This window comes from Massilia arenae (genome assembly GCF_008014745.1).
In the GTDB taxonomy this organism is placed as follows: domain Bacteria; phylum Pseudomonadota; class Gammaproteobacteria; order Burkholderiales; family Burkholderiaceae_D; genus Telluria; species Telluria arenae.
In genome coordinates this window covers 38,198-54,085 of the sequence record NZ_VPFD01000011.1, presented here as the reverse complement: position 1 = coordinate 54,085, position 15,888 = coordinate 38,198, and the positions used below count along the sequence as shown (strand labels likewise).

The 15,888-nt window shown below is 62.4% G+C and carries 16 protein-coding genes; 12 read left to right on the top strand and 4 right to left on the bottom strand.

The window, feature by feature from the left end; all coding sequences use genetic code 11:
• Positions 1-23: 23 nt before the first annotated feature.
• From FVD38_RS11460 to FVD38_RS11430, 7 genes are all read left to right on the top strand, one after another.
• The gene (locus FVD38_RS11460) at positions 24-1,841 is read left to right on the top strand and encodes an aminopeptidase P family protein (protein ID WP_147934934.1); all 1,818 of its coding nucleotides are present in this window, start codon (positions 24-26) and stop codon (positions 1,839-1,841) included.
• On the top strand, positions 1,841-2,101 hold the full coding sequence (locus FVD38_RS11455) for a hypothetical protein (RefSeq protein WP_109345677.1): 261 nt from the start codon (positions 1,841-1,843) through the stop codon (positions 2,099-2,101). The genes FVD38_RS11460 and FVD38_RS11455 overlap by 1 nt, the downstream gene beginning before the upstream one ends.
• A 30-nt stretch (positions 2,102-2,131) precedes the next feature.
• Positions 2,132-2,875: an MgtC/SapB family protein gene (locus FVD38_RS11450; RefSeq protein WP_147934933.1), complete on the top strand. Its 744-nt coding sequence runs from the start codon at positions 2,132-2,134 to the stop codon at positions 2,873-2,875.
• A gap of 56 nt (positions 2,876-2,931) precedes the next feature.
• Positions 2,932-3,510: a DUF924 family protein gene (locus tag FVD38_RS11445; RefSeq protein ID WP_147934932.1), complete on the top strand. Its 579-nt coding sequence runs from the start codon at positions 2,932-2,934 to the stop codon at positions 3,508-3,510.
• A gap of 1 nt (position 3,511) precedes the next feature.
• Entirely contained in the window at positions 3,512-4,342 is an 831-nt protein-coding gene (locus FVD38_RS11440) for a Rossmann-like and DUF2520 domain-containing protein (RefSeq protein WP_147934931.1), read from the top strand.
• 24 nt (positions 4,343-4,366) lie between these two features.
• Positions 4,367-4,744 (top strand): MAPEG family protein, encoded by a 378-nt coding sequence (locus tag FVD38_RS11435; protein ID WP_147934930.1) that lies wholly within the window; start codon positions 4,367-4,369, stop codon positions 4,742-4,744.
• 119 nt (positions 4,745-4,863) lie between these two features.
• Entirely contained in the window at positions 4,864-5,226 is a 363-nt protein-coding gene (locus tag FVD38_RS11430; RefSeq protein ID WP_109345670.1) for a hypothetical protein, read from the top strand.
• 27 nt (positions 5,227-5,253) lie between these two features.
• On the opposite strand, the gene FVD38_RS11425 is transcribed toward FVD38_RS11430, so the two are convergent.
• On the bottom strand, positions 5,254-5,844 hold the full coding sequence (locus tag FVD38_RS11425) for a molybdopterin-dependent oxidoreductase (protein ID WP_147934929.1): 591 nt from the start codon (positions 5,842-5,844) through the stop codon (positions 5,254-5,256).
• A gap of 63 nt (positions 5,845-5,907) precedes the next feature.
• Here FVD38_RS11425 and FVD38_RS11420 point away from each other — a divergent pair, with 63 nt between their 5' ends.
• Both FVD38_RS11420 and FVD38_RS11415 read left to right on the top strand, forming a co-directional pair.
• Entirely contained in the window at positions 5,908-6,504 is a 597-nt protein-coding gene (locus FVD38_RS11420; protein ID WP_147934928.1) for an alpha-ketoglutarate-dependent dioxygenase AlkB family protein, read from the top strand.
• A 176-nt stretch (positions 6,505-6,680) separates the two neighbouring features.
• Positions 6,681-7,253, top strand: a complete 573-nt coding sequence (locus FVD38_RS11415) for a porin family protein (protein ID WP_071360926.1) — start codon at positions 6,681-6,683, stop codon at positions 7,251-7,253.
• Positions 7,254-7,340: 87 nt separating this feature from the next.
• On the opposite strand, the gene FVD38_RS11410 is transcribed toward FVD38_RS11415, so the two are convergent.
• The 3 genes from FVD38_RS11410 to rarD form a co-directional block, all read right to left on the bottom strand.
• Positions 7,341-7,886 carry an REP-associated tyrosine transposase gene (locus FVD38_RS11410; protein WP_147934927.1) on the bottom strand — a complete coding sequence of 182 codons (546 nt, stop codon included), beginning with the start codon at positions 7,884-7,886 and terminating at the stop codon, positions 7,341-7,343.
• Between the two features lie 187 nt (positions 7,887-8,073).
• The gene (gene ettA, locus FVD38_RS11405) at positions 8,074-9,741 is read right to left on the bottom strand and encodes an energy-dependent translational throttle protein EttA (protein WP_147934926.1); all 1,668 of its coding nucleotides are present in this window, start codon (positions 9,739-9,741) and stop codon (positions 8,074-8,076) included.
• A gap of 107 nt (positions 9,742-9,848) precedes the next feature.
• Positions 9,849-10,736, bottom strand: a complete 888-nt coding sequence (rarD, locus tag FVD38_RS11400; RefSeq protein WP_147934925.1) for an EamA family transporter RarD — start codon at positions 10,734-10,736, stop codon at positions 9,849-9,851.
• Between the two features lie 167 nt (positions 10,737-10,903).
• Here rarD and FVD38_RS11395 point away from each other — a divergent pair, with 167 nt between their 5' ends.
• The 3 genes from FVD38_RS11395 to FVD38_RS11385 all read left to right on the top strand — a co-directional run bounded on the left by FVD38_RS11395 (position 10,904) and on the right by FVD38_RS11385 (position 15,751).
• Positions 10,904-12,781, top strand: coding sequence for a potassium transporter Kup (locus tag FVD38_RS11395; RefSeq protein ID WP_147934924.1), 1,878 nt, complete (start codon positions 10,904-10,906; stop codon positions 12,779-12,781).
• A gap of 445 nt (positions 12,782-13,226) precedes the next feature.
• Entirely contained in the window at positions 13,227-14,162 is a 936-nt protein-coding gene (locus FVD38_RS11390) for a glycosyltransferase (RefSeq protein WP_229493599.1), read from the top strand.
• A 101-nt stretch (positions 14,163-14,263) separates the two neighbouring features.
• On the top strand, positions 14,264-15,751 hold the full coding sequence (locus FVD38_RS11385; protein ID WP_147934922.1) for an asparagine synthetase B family protein: 1,488 nt from the start codon (positions 14,264-14,266) through the stop codon (positions 15,749-15,751).
• The last annotated feature ends 137 nt before the right edge of the window (positions 15,752-15,888 follow it).

Sequence of the window (15,888 nt, the reverse complement as noted above, 5' to 3'; positions counted from 1 at the left end):
AAACCAAACCGACGCACCTAGCCATGTCCCATAACGAATTCCAGGCCGCCCGTGCAGGCCGCCTCGCGCAACTGCGCGCCGCCATGGCGCGCCACGGTATCGACGCCTATATCGTCCCGTCGAGCGATCCGCATCTGTCCGAATACCTGCCCGGCCACTGGAAGGGCCGCGAATGGCTTTCCGGTTTCACCGGCTCGGTCGGCACCTTCATCGCCACCGCCAATTTTGCCGGCGTCTGGACCGACGGCCGCTACTTCACGCAGGCCGAGACCGAACTGGCCGGCTCCGAAATCGCCCTGATGAAGATCCCGGGCGCCGCGAGCCAGCTGCACGTCGACTGGCTGGCCGCCAACCTGGCCGCCGGCCAGACCGCCGCCGTCGATGCGCGCGTGCTGGGCCTGGCCGGCGCGCGCCTGTTGAAAGATGCCCTGGCCGCCAAGGGCGTGACCCTGCGTCTAGATGCCGACCTGCTCGACGAAGTCTGGAGCGAGCGGCCGTCGCTGCCGCTTGAACCGGTGTTCGAACACGTCGCGCCTTACGCGACTGTCAGCCGCGCCGACAAGCTGCACGCCACGCGCGCAGCGATGGAAGCGCATGGCGCGGGCTTTCATTTCATCTCGACGCTGGACGATATCGCCTACCTGTTCAACCTGCGCGGCGCCGACGTCAGCTTCAACCCGGTGTTCCTGGCGCATGCGCTGATCGGCCACGGCGACGCGACCCTGTTCGTCCTCGAAGGCAAGGTGCCTCAAGATGTGCGCGCCCGCCTGGAAGCCGACGACGTGCACCTGGCGCCGTACGCCAACGCCGTGCACGCGCTCGAATCGCTGCCGGAAGGCGCGACCCTGCTGCTCGATCCGCGCCGCGTCACCGCCGGCATGCGCGCCGCCGTGGCGCAGGGTGTGAACGTGGTCGAGGCGATCAACCCGACCACCTTCGCCAAGTCGCGCAAGCTGGAAAGCGAGGCCGTCAACGTGCGCGCCGCGATGGAACAGGATGGCGCGGCGCTGTGCGAATTCTTTGCCGCGCTCGAGCCGCTGCTGGCGGACCCGAAGCGCGCGCCGCTGAATGAAGTCGACATCGACACCCGCATTACCGCAAGCCGTGCACGTCGTCCGAACTTCGTGAGCGCCAGCTTCTCGACCATCGCCGGCTTCAACAGCAACGGCGCGATCATGCACTACCGCGCCGAGAGCGCGACCTGCGCCGTCATCGAAGGCGACGGCCTGCTGCTGATCGATTCGGGCGGCCAGTACCTGGGCGGCACCACCGACATCACGCGCGTGATCCCGGTCGGCACGCCAAGCAGCGCGCAGATGCGCGACTACACGCTGGTGCTGAAAGGCCTGATCAACCTGTCGGCCGCGCGCTTCCCGCGCGGCACCCGCGCGCCAATGCTGGACGCGATCGCGCGCGCCCCGATCTGGGCCGCCGGCATCGACTACGGCCACGGCACCGGCCACGGCGTCGGCTACTTCCTCAACGTGCACGAAGGCCCGCAGACGATTTCGCCGGCGGTGCCGCCGGAGCCGCATACCGCGATGGAGCCCGGCATGATCACCTCGATCGAGCCGGGCATCTATCGTCCGGGACGCTGGGGCATCCGCATCGAGAACCTGGTGCTGAACCAGCACGTCGAGACGTCCGAGTTCGGCGAGTATCTCGGCTTCGAAACGCTCACCCTGTGCCCGATCGATACGCGCCCCATCGATCGCAGCCTGCTGCGGCCCGACGAAATCGCGTGGCTGAACGACTACCACGCGACCGTGCGCGCGCGCCTGACGCCGCACGTCGAAGGCCCGGCATTCGAGTGGCTGATGCAGCGCACGGAGGCGATCTGATGGCCAGCTCACGTTCCACCCGCGCCAGCACCGCCGTCGAGCGCCTGAAGCAGCGCACCGGGAACAATCTGTACTCGATGGCGCGCACCGGCGACGGGCACTTCTACCTGTCCGAGGCGCCCGGCAGCCCGCCGCTGTGCCCACCGATGGAGCTCGACGACTTCGTCGCCTTCGTCAAGGGCCTGGGCCCGCAGGAGCAGCCGCGCATCAGCAAGAACGACCTGGCGTTCGAGAAGCAGCTGGTCAAGAAAAAACCCTGACCGCCCGCCGACCATGAACACGATGCGCGCATGACGGAAACCAACCTGTTCGCGGCCTACTGGTCGAAGCACGAGCTGTTTGCCAATGGCCTGATCCTGTTGCACCTGGTCGGGGCCTTGCTGCTTGGCCTCTTGGTTGGCTACGAGCGCGCCTATCACGGGCGCGCCGCCGGCATGCGCACCTATGGCCTGGTGTGCATGGCCTCGGCCGCGCTGACCATCCTGGCCGGCTATCCGGACCTGTGGTACGGCGGCCATGCGGGCCTCTTGGCGCCGATCGATCCGACCCGCATCATCCAGGGCGTGGTCACCGGCATCGGCTTCCTCGGCGCCGGCGTCATCATGCGCGACGGCTTCAATATCAGCGGCCTGACCACGGCGGCCTCGATCTGGGCCTCGTCGGCGATCGGCATCCTGATCGGCATCGGCTTCTATCTGGCCGCGATGGGCCTGGCCTTCCTGTCGGCGATGATCATGATCTACCTGAACCGCCTGGAGACCTTCCTGCCGTCGCGCCACGCGGTGGCGGTGCGGATGCGCTTCCGGCCCGAATTCATGCCGCGCGAAGACGCGATCCGCAAGGTGGCGCTCGAGCGCGGCTACGAGATCGCCGGCAGCTCGCTGACCATCAGCAGCGACGAAGGGCGCCAGGAATGGCGCTTCGTGGCGCTGGCGCTGTCGCGCAAGACCGGCGCGCCGCTGTCGGAACTGGCGCGCGAACTGGCCGCCTTCGACGGCGTCGATTCGTTCCAGCTGTCGCACGCACGTAACTAACAAAGCCGCGCTTCAATCTCGCAACACCAATAACAATTCCAAACGGGGTTTTTCCAATGGACGCACAAGAAGTTCTCGATTTCTGGTTCCTGCCGCCTTCCGATCCAGGCCATGGCAAGCAGCGCGCCGAATGGTTCCGCAAGGACGAAGCGTTCGATGCCGCCGTTCGCGAACGCTTCGGCGCCGCGATCGACCATGCGATCGCCGGCGGCCTGCGCGAGTGGGACGAAGAGGGCCCGCGCGGCGTGCTGGCGCGCATCCTGGTGCTCGACCAGTTCACCCGCAACGCCTACCGCGGCACGCCCGAATCCTTCGCCGGCGACGCCCTGGCGCTGAACGCCGCGCGCCAGCTGGTGGCATCCGGCGGGCACCTGTCCCTGTCGCCGCTCGAGCGTGTCTTCGTCTACATGCCGTTCGAGCACGCGGAAGACGCACGCACCCAGGAGCAATCGGTCGAGCTGTTCACCGACCTGGCCGCCAGCCACGAAGGCTTCAACGAGCAGCTCGACTACGCGCACCGTCACCGCGGCGTGATCGCGCGCTTCGGCCGCTTCCCGCACCGTAACCCGATCCTGGGCCGCGCCTCGACGCCCGAAGAACGCGATTACCTGGCCACACCGGGTTCGGGTTTCTGAGGTGACGCCGACCCTGAACCTGGTCGGCGCCGGCCACGTCGGCAAGGTGCTGGGGCGCCTGCTGGCGGCCAGCGGCGCCTGCGTGGTGCAGGACGTGCTGACCCGCTCGCCCGCCAGCGCCCGGGCGGCGGTCGATTTCATCGACGCCGGCCGCGCCTGCGCCGGCATCGAGGAACTGCGTCCGACCGACATCTGGCTGCTGGCCGTGAACGACGACCAGATCGCGCCCATGGCGGCCGCACTGGCGCAGGCGCATGAGGTCAAGGGGGCGGTCGTATTCCACTGCAGCGGCGCCAAGGCGTCGAGTGAGTTGCAGGCGCTTGCCGACAAAGGGGCGCTGGTGGCCAGCGTGCATCCGATCCGCAGCTTCGCCGATCCCGACACCGTGGCGCGCGACTTCGCCGGCACCTTCTGCGGCATCGAAGGCGAAGCGCAGGCGCTGGCGTTGCTGGCGCCGGCGTTCGAGACGATCGGCGCGCGCCTCGTGACCATCGATGGCGCGGCCAAGACGGTCTATCACGCGGCGGCGGTGTTCGCGTCGAATTACCTGACCACGGTACTCGACGCCGCCCTGCGCGCTTACCAGGCGGCCGGCGTGCCGGAGCCGATCGCGCGCGAACTGGCGCGGCCGCTCGCCAGCGAGACCATGGCGAACGTGTTCCGCCTCGGTCCGGCGGCGGCCCTGAGCGGGCCGGTGGCGCGCGGCGACCACGCGACCGTGGCGCGCCAGCAGCAGGCCCTGCTCGACTGGGACGAGCCGACCGGCAGGCTGTACGAGGCGCTGGTGCCGCTGACGGCCGACCTGGCGCGGCGCAAGCACGCCGCCTCATGACTTCAAGACAATAAGGAAAACACAATGTTCTTCACTGCCTGGGCCACCCTGGCCGTACTCGGTGTGTATTTCTGGACCTGGGGCGTCGCCGGCTATGCCCGCGTGCGCTACAAGGTGCCGGCGCCATCGATGGATGGTCCCGAAGCCTTCCAGCGCGCCCACCGTGTCCAGATGAATACCCTGGAGATGCTGCCGCTGGTGCTGGTGCCCTTGTGGCTGTGCGCCACTTTCCTGGGCGACCTGTGGGCGGCGGCTGGCGGCCTGTTGTGGTGCCTGGGCCGCATCCTGTATGCGATTGGCTATTACCGTGACCCGGCAAAGCGCGAAGCCGGCTTCATTTTGGGCATGCTGGCTTGCGCCGCGTTAATCGGCGCCACAGTTTTCGGCTTATTAATGCGCTAAAGCGAAAAAAGCGAATACAAAGATCGACAAAGTTCCCGTATGGAAATATGCTTGAGGACTACTACTAATTAGCATCGCGCGTCCTGTCCTGATGGTCACTGGCGCGCCAGGAGAACAATATGTTGTTTCTGAAGAGCACGAGTGTGACCAAGGCGCCAGGGATTTATGAGGTCGACGTCGCAGCCAAGCCGCCAGGCAAGACTTTCGGCGTCTTCCTGGCCACCGACCCGGAAAATCCGCCGCACACCGTGCTTGCCGGCCTGGCCGAACTGGGTTTCCAGAACGTCCATCAGCAAAACTATGTGCACCGCGACAAGGGCAAGGTGCTCGACCTGCATTTCCAGAAGGACGGCACCGATATGTTCAAGGGCTGGAAGGCGGACGAATGCAGCGCCAACCTGGCCGCCATCGACGCCCTGTTCGGCAACGTCGGCATCAAGGTGGCGCCGCGCGTGATGAGCCTGGCGGAAGCCTACGCCTGAAGCCTGCGCCGGCCGCCTGAATATGGGTCAGGCCATCGCTTCCAGGTGATACAAGGCCCATGGGCAGGCGCCGAAACGCTGCGCCACCGGGAGCGCCGCCATTTCCGGCACCCGGTCGGCGTCATACACGGCCCATAGCGGCCCCAGCCCACCCAGCGGCATCGGTTTTCCATCCAGGTGGGTGGCGACAATGAAATTCCACGCTCGTAACTGTCGCATTTCCAGCACGGCGGCATAGCCGTCGACCGCCCGCATCAGCACCTTGGCGGCATCGCGCGGCTTGGCGCCGGCCTGGGCCAGCACGTCCGCCAGCAGCGGTCCGCGCAGGGTGTGCGGTTTGCCGTCATATTCCAGCGTCGGACGGATGGTGCGCGCCGGCAGGGCGGCCAGGGCTGCGAAATCGAGGGCATAGGCGCGGTCGAACGCCAGCTTTTGCTTGGCCATCATCTGGTCGAGCGCTGGATCGATGGCGCCGCGGTTGCTGCGCGTGATGGCGCCGGTGATGGTCAGCAGTGTGGGCCCTGCGGCCGGAGCCGCAGCGGTACCCGTGCTGCGGCTGGCGAAGGCCGGCGCAGCGCCAGCCAATACTGCGGCGCCGAGGAAATGGCGTTTGTCCATGCGAGAATGCGGTGTGGTGGAAAGTACACCATCATAGCCGTCAATTTTGCGTATGGTTTGACCATGGATTTATTTGCCGACGACTCCTTGCTGAGTCCGATCCCGCTCGAAGACGGCGATCTCGCCTGGATGCCCCAGCTCCCGCTGCCCTGGACCAATGCCGAGGTCATGGCGCGCCTGCTGCGCGAAACCGACTGGCGCGAAGAAACGGTGGTGGTGTACGGCAAGCGTCACCTGCAGCCGCGCCTGAGCGCCTGGTATGGCGACGCGGCCTATACCTATTCCGGCCTGCGCCTGCAGCCGGCGCCGTTCACGCCGCTGCTCGACACCCTGCGCAAGGTCGTCGAAACGGCGACAGGGCACAGCTTCAACAGCGTCCTGCTGAATCTCTACCGTAACGAGCGCGACAGCATGGGCATGCACAGCGACGACGAGCCGGAACTGGGACCGCAACCGGCCATCGCCTCGCTCAGCCTTGGCGCTGCCCGCACCTTTATCCTGAAGCATAAATACAACAAAAAGACTGTGCGACTAGAATTGACGGACGGCAGTCTGTTGCTGATGCGCGGTAAAACACAGGAATATTGGTTGCATGGCATCAATAAGATGACACGCACGTTACAAGCGCGGGTCAACCTAACTTTCAGGAAAATCGTCTAAACTGCGTGCAACCCCATCGATCCACGCGGAAATATTAATAACCAGCCGGTCATTAAGTTACACTTTCTTACAGTTCTTACGGAATCGGCACGGACTTGCTCTGCCGCCAGTGCTATCTTGATCACATCGCGATTCGTTGGGAATCACGAGCCAGATGAACAAGAAGAGGAATTGAGATGAAAAAGCTGATCGTTGCACTGCTCGCTACCACCGCCGCTGTCTCGGCTGTCCAGGCACAAGAATTCACCCCACGCGCCTATGTTGGCGTCGGTGCGGTGGCCACCGATTATGAATCGCGCGTCCCAGGTGCAACCAGCGCCGACATCGATACCATCAAGGCATCGGCCAAGCTGTTCGGCGGCTACGAGTTCACCCCGAACTGGGCAGTCGAAGTCGGCCACACCGACTACCGCAGCGCCGACATCTACTACACCCTGGGCCCAGTGGCTGCCAGCGGTCAGGTCGATGGCCGTTCGACCTACGTCGCCGCCAAGTTCAGCTCGCCACTGACCGAGAAGCTGGTCGGCTACGCCAAGCTGGGCGTGTCGCATGACGTGAACGAACTGGCAGCGGTCAACGCGTCGCTGAACCGTCGCGACAGCGACAACAACGCCTACGGCGCCCTGGGTGTGCAGTACAACATCAACCAGGACGTGGCAGTGATCGCCGAATACGAACGCTTCGGCGGCACCCGCGACTTCGGCGTGCGTCCAAACGCACTGACCATCGGCGCGAAATACTCGTTCTAAGCAGAGCGTGTAGTGAACGAAAAAGGCCCTTCGGGGCCTTTTTTGTTATCGGTACGAAAATTTAAACGAATCGTGCGCGGGAGGCATTCATAGCCGCGCCAGCGCCAGCCCCTGCGGCCGCTGCACCCACGGCGGCACGATGATCGCCGGTTCGGGCGCCGCATGTCCGGCCGAGATGAAGCGATGCAGCGACGACCAAGGCCAGTCGCATGGCTCTTGGCAGTGGCCGTGGCGCACGGCGTCGGTGTGGACGTAGTCGACCAGGGCCGTGTAATCGTCGTCCTGGCCGACCCGGTAGTGGCGGTAGTGGCGCTCCCAGAGCGCGCCATCGTCCACCCCGCACTGGCCGGTCTTGCGCAGCGCCTTTGAAAACGCGATCTTGACGGTGCGCCAGCGGCTGGAACAGTCGTGGTCGCCCGGTGGCAGGGTCCAGATCGCATGCGCGTGATCGGGCAGGACTGCCCAGGCGTCGACGTGGAAAGGACGGCGCGCACGCGCCAGCCGCATGGCTTCGCCGAATGCGGAGATATGTTCGGTCAACAGGTGACTGCCGCGGTCGAGCAGGCGCACTGTGAAAAAGAAAGTCCCGCCGGGGACGCGGTTATTGCGGTAACCGTTGTGGCAATTGAGCATGGTCTGGCCAGCGCCGCGCGCACGAAGCGGCTGCGGTCGACGAGCTTCCGGTAGTCCTGATCGCAAACAGTTTTACATATTTTGCATTCTGACCCCGTTCCATTTCCGCTAGTAAAAAGCCCGCCAAATGGCGGTTGCCAAGGCGGGCTTTCTCTTACGAAACAAGCGCTTGCACTCTGTCCACTTATCAGGTGGTCAGCGGCTTGTAGCGGATACGCTTCGGCTTGGCGCCTTCTTCGCCCAGGCGCTTCTTCTTGTCGGCTTCGTATTCCTGATAGTTGCCATCGAAGAAGGTGACTTGCGAGTCGCCTTCGAAGGCCAGGATGTGGGTCGCGATGCGGTCCAGGAACCAGCGATCATGGGAGATCACCATCACGCTGCCGGCGAACTCGAGCAGTGCGTCTTCCAGCGCGCGCAGGGTTTCGACGTCCAGGTCATTCGACGGTTCATCCAGCAGCAGGACGTTGCCGCCTTGCAGCAGGGTCTTGGCCAGGTGCAGACGGCCGCGTTCACCGCCCGACAGGTTGCCCACGACTTTTTGCTGGTCGGAACCCTTGAAGTTGAAGCGGCCCAGGTAGGCGCGCGACGGCATTTCGAAACGGCCCACGCTGAGCATGTCGGCGCCGCCCGAGACGTCTTCGAACACGGTCTTGCTGTTGGCCAGCTCGTCGCGGTGCTGGTCGACCAGCGACACGTGGGCGGTCTTGCCGATTGCGACTTCGCCGCTGTCCGGCTGTTCTTTGCCGGCGATCATCTTGAACAGGGTCGATTTACCGGCGCCGTTGGGGCCGATGATGCCGACGATGGCGCCTGGCGGCACGGTGAACGACAGGTTGTCGATCAGCAGGCGGTCGCCGAAGGCTTTCGAGACGTTCTTGAATTCGATGACTTCATTGCCCAGGCGCTCGGCCACGGGAATGAAGATTTCTTGCGTCTCGTTGCGCTTCTGGTATTCGAATTCGGACAGTTCGTTGAAGCGGGCCAGGCGGGCCTTCGACTTGGCCTGGCGCGCCTTCGGATTCTGGCGCGACCACTCGAGTTCTTTCTGCAGCGCCTTCTGGCGCGCCGATTCGGTCGATTCTTCCTGCTTCAGGCGGGCCTGTTTCTGGTCCAGCCACGACGAATAATTGCCCTTCCATGGGATGCCATGGCCGCGGTCCAGTTCCAGGATCCATTCGGCGGCGTTGTCGAGGAAGTAGCGATCGTGGGTGATGCCGACCACGGTGCCCGGGAAGCGCAGCAGGAATTGCTCCAGCCACTCGACCGATTCGGCGTCCAGGTGGTTGGTCGGTTCATCGAGCAGCAGCATGTCGGGCTTCGACAGCAGCAGCTTGCACAGCGCCACGCGGCGCTTCTCGCCGCCCGACAGCACGCCGATCTTGGCGTCCCATGGCGGCAGGCGCAGCGCGTCGGCGGCCATTTCCAGTTGCAGGTTCAGGTTGCCGCCGTCGGAGGCCGAGATGATCGCTTCCAGGCGTTCCTGTTCCTTGGCCAGCGCGTCGAAATCGGCATCTTCTTCGGCATAGGCGGCGTACACGGCTTCGAGCTTGGCTTGCGCCTCGAAGGCTTCGCCCAGGCCGGATTCGACTTCCTGGCGCACGGTTTTTTCGGGATCGAGCTGCGGTTCCTGCGGCAGATAGCCGATGTTCAGGCCCGGCATCGGGCGCGCTTCGCCCTGGATGTCGGTGTCGATGCCGGCCATGATTTTCAACAGGGTCGACTTGCCCGAGCCGTTCAGGCCCAGCACGCCGATCTTGGCGCCCGGGAAGAAGGACAGCGAGATGTCCTTAAGAATTTGACGTTTCGGCGGGACGATCTTGCCCACGCGGTTCATCGTATAGACGTAATTGGCCATGCTTTGACTCTGGTGTTGTTTAAGGTGCACAGGATACGACAGAACCCGCGCCCGACACAGGATTTCTTGGCCGAGGCCTGGAAATCCCGTGCGGGTGCTGCGCGCGATCAGGTTTTCGCAGGTGCAGGTGCAGGCGGCCGGCGCAGCAGGCCTTCGCCGGCGAACAGGATCAGCGCGCTCCAGATCAGCGCGAAGCCGACCAGGCGGTCGGCGGTAAACGCCTCCTTGAACAGCCACACGCCGAGCAGGAATTGCAGGGTCGGTGACAGGTATTGCAGCAGCCCCAGGATCGACAGCGGGATCTTGCGCGCGCCGCTGGCGAACAGCAGCAGCGGGATCGCGGTGAGCGGGCCGGCCATCACCAGCAGCACGCGGATGGTGTCGGAGTCGGTATTGATGAACACGTTCTGGCCCTGGACCGTCAGCCAGATGACGTAGGCGGCCGCCAGCGGGAACAGCACGATGGTCTCGAACGACAGTCCCTCGAGCGCGCCCAGCGCCGCGGTCTTGCGCAGCAGGCCGTAGCTGCCGAAGGAGAACGCCAGGAACAGGGCGATCCAGGGCACCGTGCCGGCCTGCCAGGTCAGCCAGGCCACGCCCAGCGCGGCAATCGCGATCGCCACCCACTGGACGGTGCGCAGGCGCTCCTTCAGGATCAGGTAGCCCAGCATGATATTGACCAGCGGATTGATGAAATAGCCGAGGCTGGCCTCGATCACGTGGTGGTTGGTGACCGACCAGATGTACACCAGCCAGTTGGCGCTGAGCAGCACGGCCGACAGCACGAAGCTGAAGAATACCCGCGGCTGGCGCACCACGTTCAGCCATTTCCACTGACGCCGCAGCACCAGCACGATCAGCAGGAAACCGAGCGACCACAGCATGCGGTGCGCCAGGATCTGCAGCGGCGGCACGCCGTCCAGCGCGTGAAAATAAATGGGGAACAGGCCCCAGCAGAGGAAGGCCAGGGCCGCGTAAATGATGCCGGAACGCATGGGAATGGGGGCTGGATTGCAGGGATGACATTATCCCTGAATATGTACATGGCTGCTGGAGCGTGCCTCTTTTTGCACGGGTGTATGATGCACCACGAAATATTCTTGCTTTTTTCCAGCCACTATTTTATGGTGCGCCGCACCAATACAAAAGCGATGGTGTAATCTTGACATCAGATAGCAAGAAAAGCAGCCTGGCGGCACTCACCCTGGCCGCGGTCGGCATCGTCTACGGCGATATCGGCACCAGCCCCCTCTACACGCTGCGCGCGGTGTTCGACGACACCCACGGCCTGCCCCTGAACACCCCCAATATCCTCGGCGTCATCTCCCTGATCTTCTGGGCCCTGACGGTCATCGTCTCGCTCAAGTACGTGACCCTGGTGCTGCGCGCGCACAACCGCGGCGAGGGCGGCATCATGGCCCTGATGGCGCTGGCGACCAACTCGGTGGCGCGCAACTCGCGCTGGAGCTTCCCGCTGCTGGCCATCGGCGTCATCGGCGCCACCATGTTCTATGGCGACAGCGTGATCACGCCGGCGATCTCGGTGCTCGGCGCGATCGAGGGCCTCGAAGTCGCGGCGCCCGGCATGTCGCACTACGTGGTGCCGCTGGCGGTGGTGGTGCTGGTGGCCCTGTACAGCGTGCAGCGCCATGGCACGGCCGGCATCGGCCGCTTTTTCGGCCCCGTGATGCTGGTCTGGTTCCTGGCCCTGGCCGCGATGGGCATCGTCAACATCGTCCAGTCGCCCGAGATCCTGAATGCGCTCAATCCCTGGCATGCGGCCCACTTCATGCTGGACAATAAATTGCTGGCCTTTATTGCGCTGGGCGCGGTGGTGCTGGCGATCACCGGCGCCGAGGCGCTGTATGCCGACATGGGCCACTTCGGCGCCAAGCCGATCCGCATGGCCTGGTTCCTGATCGCCTATCCGGCGCTGACCCTGAACTACCTGGGCCAGGGCGGCCTGCTGATCGCCGACCCGGGCGCGGTGGAAAATCCGTTCTACCACCAGCTCGGCAGCTGGAGTGTGATCCCGCTGGTGATCCTGTCGACCATGGCGGCGGTGATCGCCTCGCAGGCCACGATCAGCGGCACCTATTCGATGACCAAGCAGGCGATCGCGCTCGGCCTGCTGCCGCGCATGCGCATCCTGCACACCTCGGAAAGCGAGATCGGGCAAATCTATATCCCGGCCGTCAACTGGCTGCAACTGGCGGTGGTGCTGATCGCCGTGGTCGGCTTCGGCTCATCGGACGAGCTGGCCGGCGCCTATGGCATCGCGGTCACGGCGACCATGATGATGACCACCGTACTCACCTTCTTCGTGACCCGCTATCGCTGGCGCCTGCCGCTGTGGGTCTGCCTGGCTGCGACCGGCTTCTTCCTGGCGATCGATCTCATGTTGTTCGCAGCCACCACCACCAAGATCTTCCACGGCGGCTGGTTCCCGCTGCTGATGGGCGGCGTGCTGCTGACCTTGATGCTGACCTGGAAGCGCGGCCGCGGGCTGGTGTTCGAGAACCTGCAGAAGCATGCGATTCCGCTGGAGGCCTTCATGGAATCGCTGTTCGTGGCGCCGCCGACGCGGGTGCCGGGCACCGCCATCTTCCTGCGCGGCGAGAGCGACGGCGTGCCGCATGCGATGTTGCACAACCTGTCGCACAACAAGGTGCTGCACGAACGGGTGGTGTTCCTGACCGTGCACATGCGCGAGGAGCCGTGGGTACCGTTCGAGGAACAGATCGACATCGTCGACCTGGGCCACAACTGCTACCAGCTCAACATCCACTATGGCTTCAAGGACGAGCCCGACATTCCGGACATCCTCGACCGCTGCGGCGCGCTCGGCCTGTCGTTCGAGATGATGGAGACCTCGTTCTTCATCGCGCGCCAGACCGTGATCTCGGCCCCGGGCGGCGGCATGGCGCCATGGCGCGAGCACCTGTACGTGGCGCTGTCGCGCAATGCGCGCAGCGCGGCCGACTATTACCAGATCCGCAGCAACCGGGTGATCGAATTGGGCACGCAGATCGAGATCTGAGTAGACCGCCAGCCTGCCGGCAGTCTGCATGCATGGCCATGGCGGCACCACGATCACAGGGTCTGTGCCGCTCGATGTCGGGCAGAACAATGGCTAGTTGACATGATTTTCTCCAGGAAAGATCACCCGGCAGAAAAATGCTAAGATTGTTGACAATTTTTTACCGATGGTCAGGGAGACCTTTGGGTATGGTCATGCAAAACTGCATATGCCTGACGCCATCATTTTCGTGAGAGTGAAGCAGAAGCGTATCTGCATGAGGTGCCAACCAGGTTCCAGGGGTAGCGGTAAGTACGGCGATTCCTGCTACCTGGCCTGAAGACACGTGCCGCATTCTGGACTTGAAGCCGAAACCGCCCCTCCTCACTACCTTGCGGCTGACAGTGATCAGTTCAGGCCACACACTCACGAAGATTCAGGTGACTATAGGAGATAAATCTTGTCCATGATCATTATTATGGCGACGTGCAACGGGGCCAAGACGTTGCCAAAAGTGTTAGAAGGATATGCGAAGCTCGCTCAACCTGCAGGCGGGTGGTCGGCCATCGTGGTGGATGACGGGAGCGATGACGAGACCCGTTCGATCGTCGAATCGTACGCAAAATTATTGCCGATCGAATACGTTCATCAGGAGCGAAGCGGCAAGAACGCCGCGCTCAACCGTGGCGTTGAGCTGGCCCTCCAACGCCGGCCGGCCGCCGAGTTGTTCGTGATGACAGACGATGACGCCACGCCTGAGCGCGAATGGCTTGTTGCGATGCAGGCTTGTATGCTGGAGAACGTTGACTATGACTTGTTTGGCGGTGCAATATTGCCCGATTGGGGCGCGCCACCTCCTGACTGGGTACTGCGTCACGTTCCACTTGGGCTAGCGTTCGCAATCACCAATTTCAGCGATGGCCCGATTCAGCCTGGCGCCATATGGGGGCCGAATATGGCGGTGCGCCGCAAAGTATTCAAAGCTGGACACCGCTTCAACCCGAATGTAGGACCAAACCGCGGTAACTACATTATGGGTAGCGAGACGGAATTCAATAAACGTGTCGTCGCCGCAGGCCATAAAGCCTGGTTCTGCAACAATGCGCGAGTCAACCATTTTATTCGTCCGCACCAGTTGACCGAGGAGTTTTGCCTGGGTCGCGCTTTCCGCGGAGGACGAGGTACATGTCTGGAAACCGGCGATCTGACGCATTTCCCCACATTGTTTGGCGTACCCCGCTGGCTTTATACGAAAAAAATGCATCATGCGCTGCAAATCGCCTTGGCAACCTTGCGTGGCGATCGTGAAGCCAAGTTCAAGGCGCGCTTCCACTACCATCACACGCGCGGATTCTTGCACCAGGCACATGATCTAAAAAACGCAGCATCGCGAAAACAATGAGCTTGCCTTAGCGGGCTCGACCGGGCATCGCAAGACTGGATCATTGAACGGATTGTGATATAGAACTTGCGCAGCAATCTTTTCATGAATTGGATATTGGAATGAACGAATCATTTTTCCACGTCAAACGGCTGACTGAAGGGTTTGATGCTCGGGGAAAAGCGCATTGTGCTCTTGGGCACCAGATCGCACGAAAATCAGGTAATCCCGATGGCATTTACGTCGAATGGAATTGGGATGGGAAGCGCTTAACTGCGCGCAATGACCGCTACGGGATGTTCCCGGGTTTTTATTACTCGCGCGACGGGGAATTCGCGATATCCTCGTCCATCGATCAGCTTCTCAATGCCGGTGCCAGTCCCGAACTGGATGAAACAGCGCTGTCTGTATTCTTCAGGCTAGGTTTTTTTATCGGCGAAGATACACCTTTCCGCCACATCCGCGCACTGCCGCCAGCGGCGACACTGAGTTGGGATGGTGAGCTACGTCTTGAACGCGCGATCAGGGCCCGTGGCGCCCCCAGTCGTGGCGAATCCCGGACATCTGCGCTCGACACCTATAACGAACTTTTCCGCTGTTCGATGACCCGGCGGGCTCCTTCCGATGCGAATTTCGCTGTGCCATTGAGTGGAGGGCGCGATTCACGACATATCTTGTTTGAACTGCTGCGCCAAGGGCATAAGCCTGGTCGCTGCATTACCGCACTCCACTTCCCGCCACGGGGAAACGAAGATGCGCGCATCGCTACCATGCTGACGCAAGAATTCGGCTTGAAGCATGACATCATTGAGCAATCCGGTTCATTTTACAAAGCGGAAGCGGCGAAAAATCCGTTGACTAGTTATTGCACCGATGAACACTCCTGGTATCTGGAGACAGTATCCAATATTCGCGAGCGAGATCGTGTTGTTTATGACGGTATTGCAGGAGATGTTCTTTCTCAAAGCGTGTTTCTGACAGAGGAGCGCCTGCGATTATTCCAGAACGGTTCGCCCAAAGAGATCGCAACACAGCTCCTTAGCAAAGCCGAGAAGAAACTCAGCAATCTTCTCGCGCCGCAGTTATACCGGAGCACAAGCCTGGAACTCGCTATCAGCCATCTGGAGAAAGAAGTAAAGACGCATCTGGATAGTCCAAATCCGGTCGGATCGTTCTTCTTCTGGAACCGTACACGACGCGAGATTGCCTTGGTGCCATATGGCCTAATGGGAGATGTGCCAACGGTGTATGCGCCATTCCTGGATCATGATCTCTACGACTTCCTTACCGGACTGCCTGTAGAAATGCTGATCGATCATACCTTCCATACAGATACCATAAGTCGCGCATATCCCGCGCATGCAGGTCTTCCATATGAAGACAAGGGTAAGCGAGCCGATTCGCCAGACTTCATGCGGCTTCATTCAGAATTTGGCAAACAGGTAGCCAAGCGCCTGCTGCTTCGCCCCTCATCACGATTGATCAACAAGCGCTTTGCCCTTCCGCGAGCTGTGCGGGCCCTGTTCAGTTCAACATTCAGCGCGTCGACGCACTGGTACAGTCCGTTAGCACTTTATCTCGACCAGCTCGATATCGCATCGCGTCGCTGAGCGTCGCGGAACGAGCACGTTCATCGCAGATGCCGGCGCGACAATTATCAGACAAATTCCAGACAGTTTCATGGGACTGATTCGATAAGGTACGAGGTTGCGTTACACAAACCTTATTTGCCTTTCCCAGTCGAGGA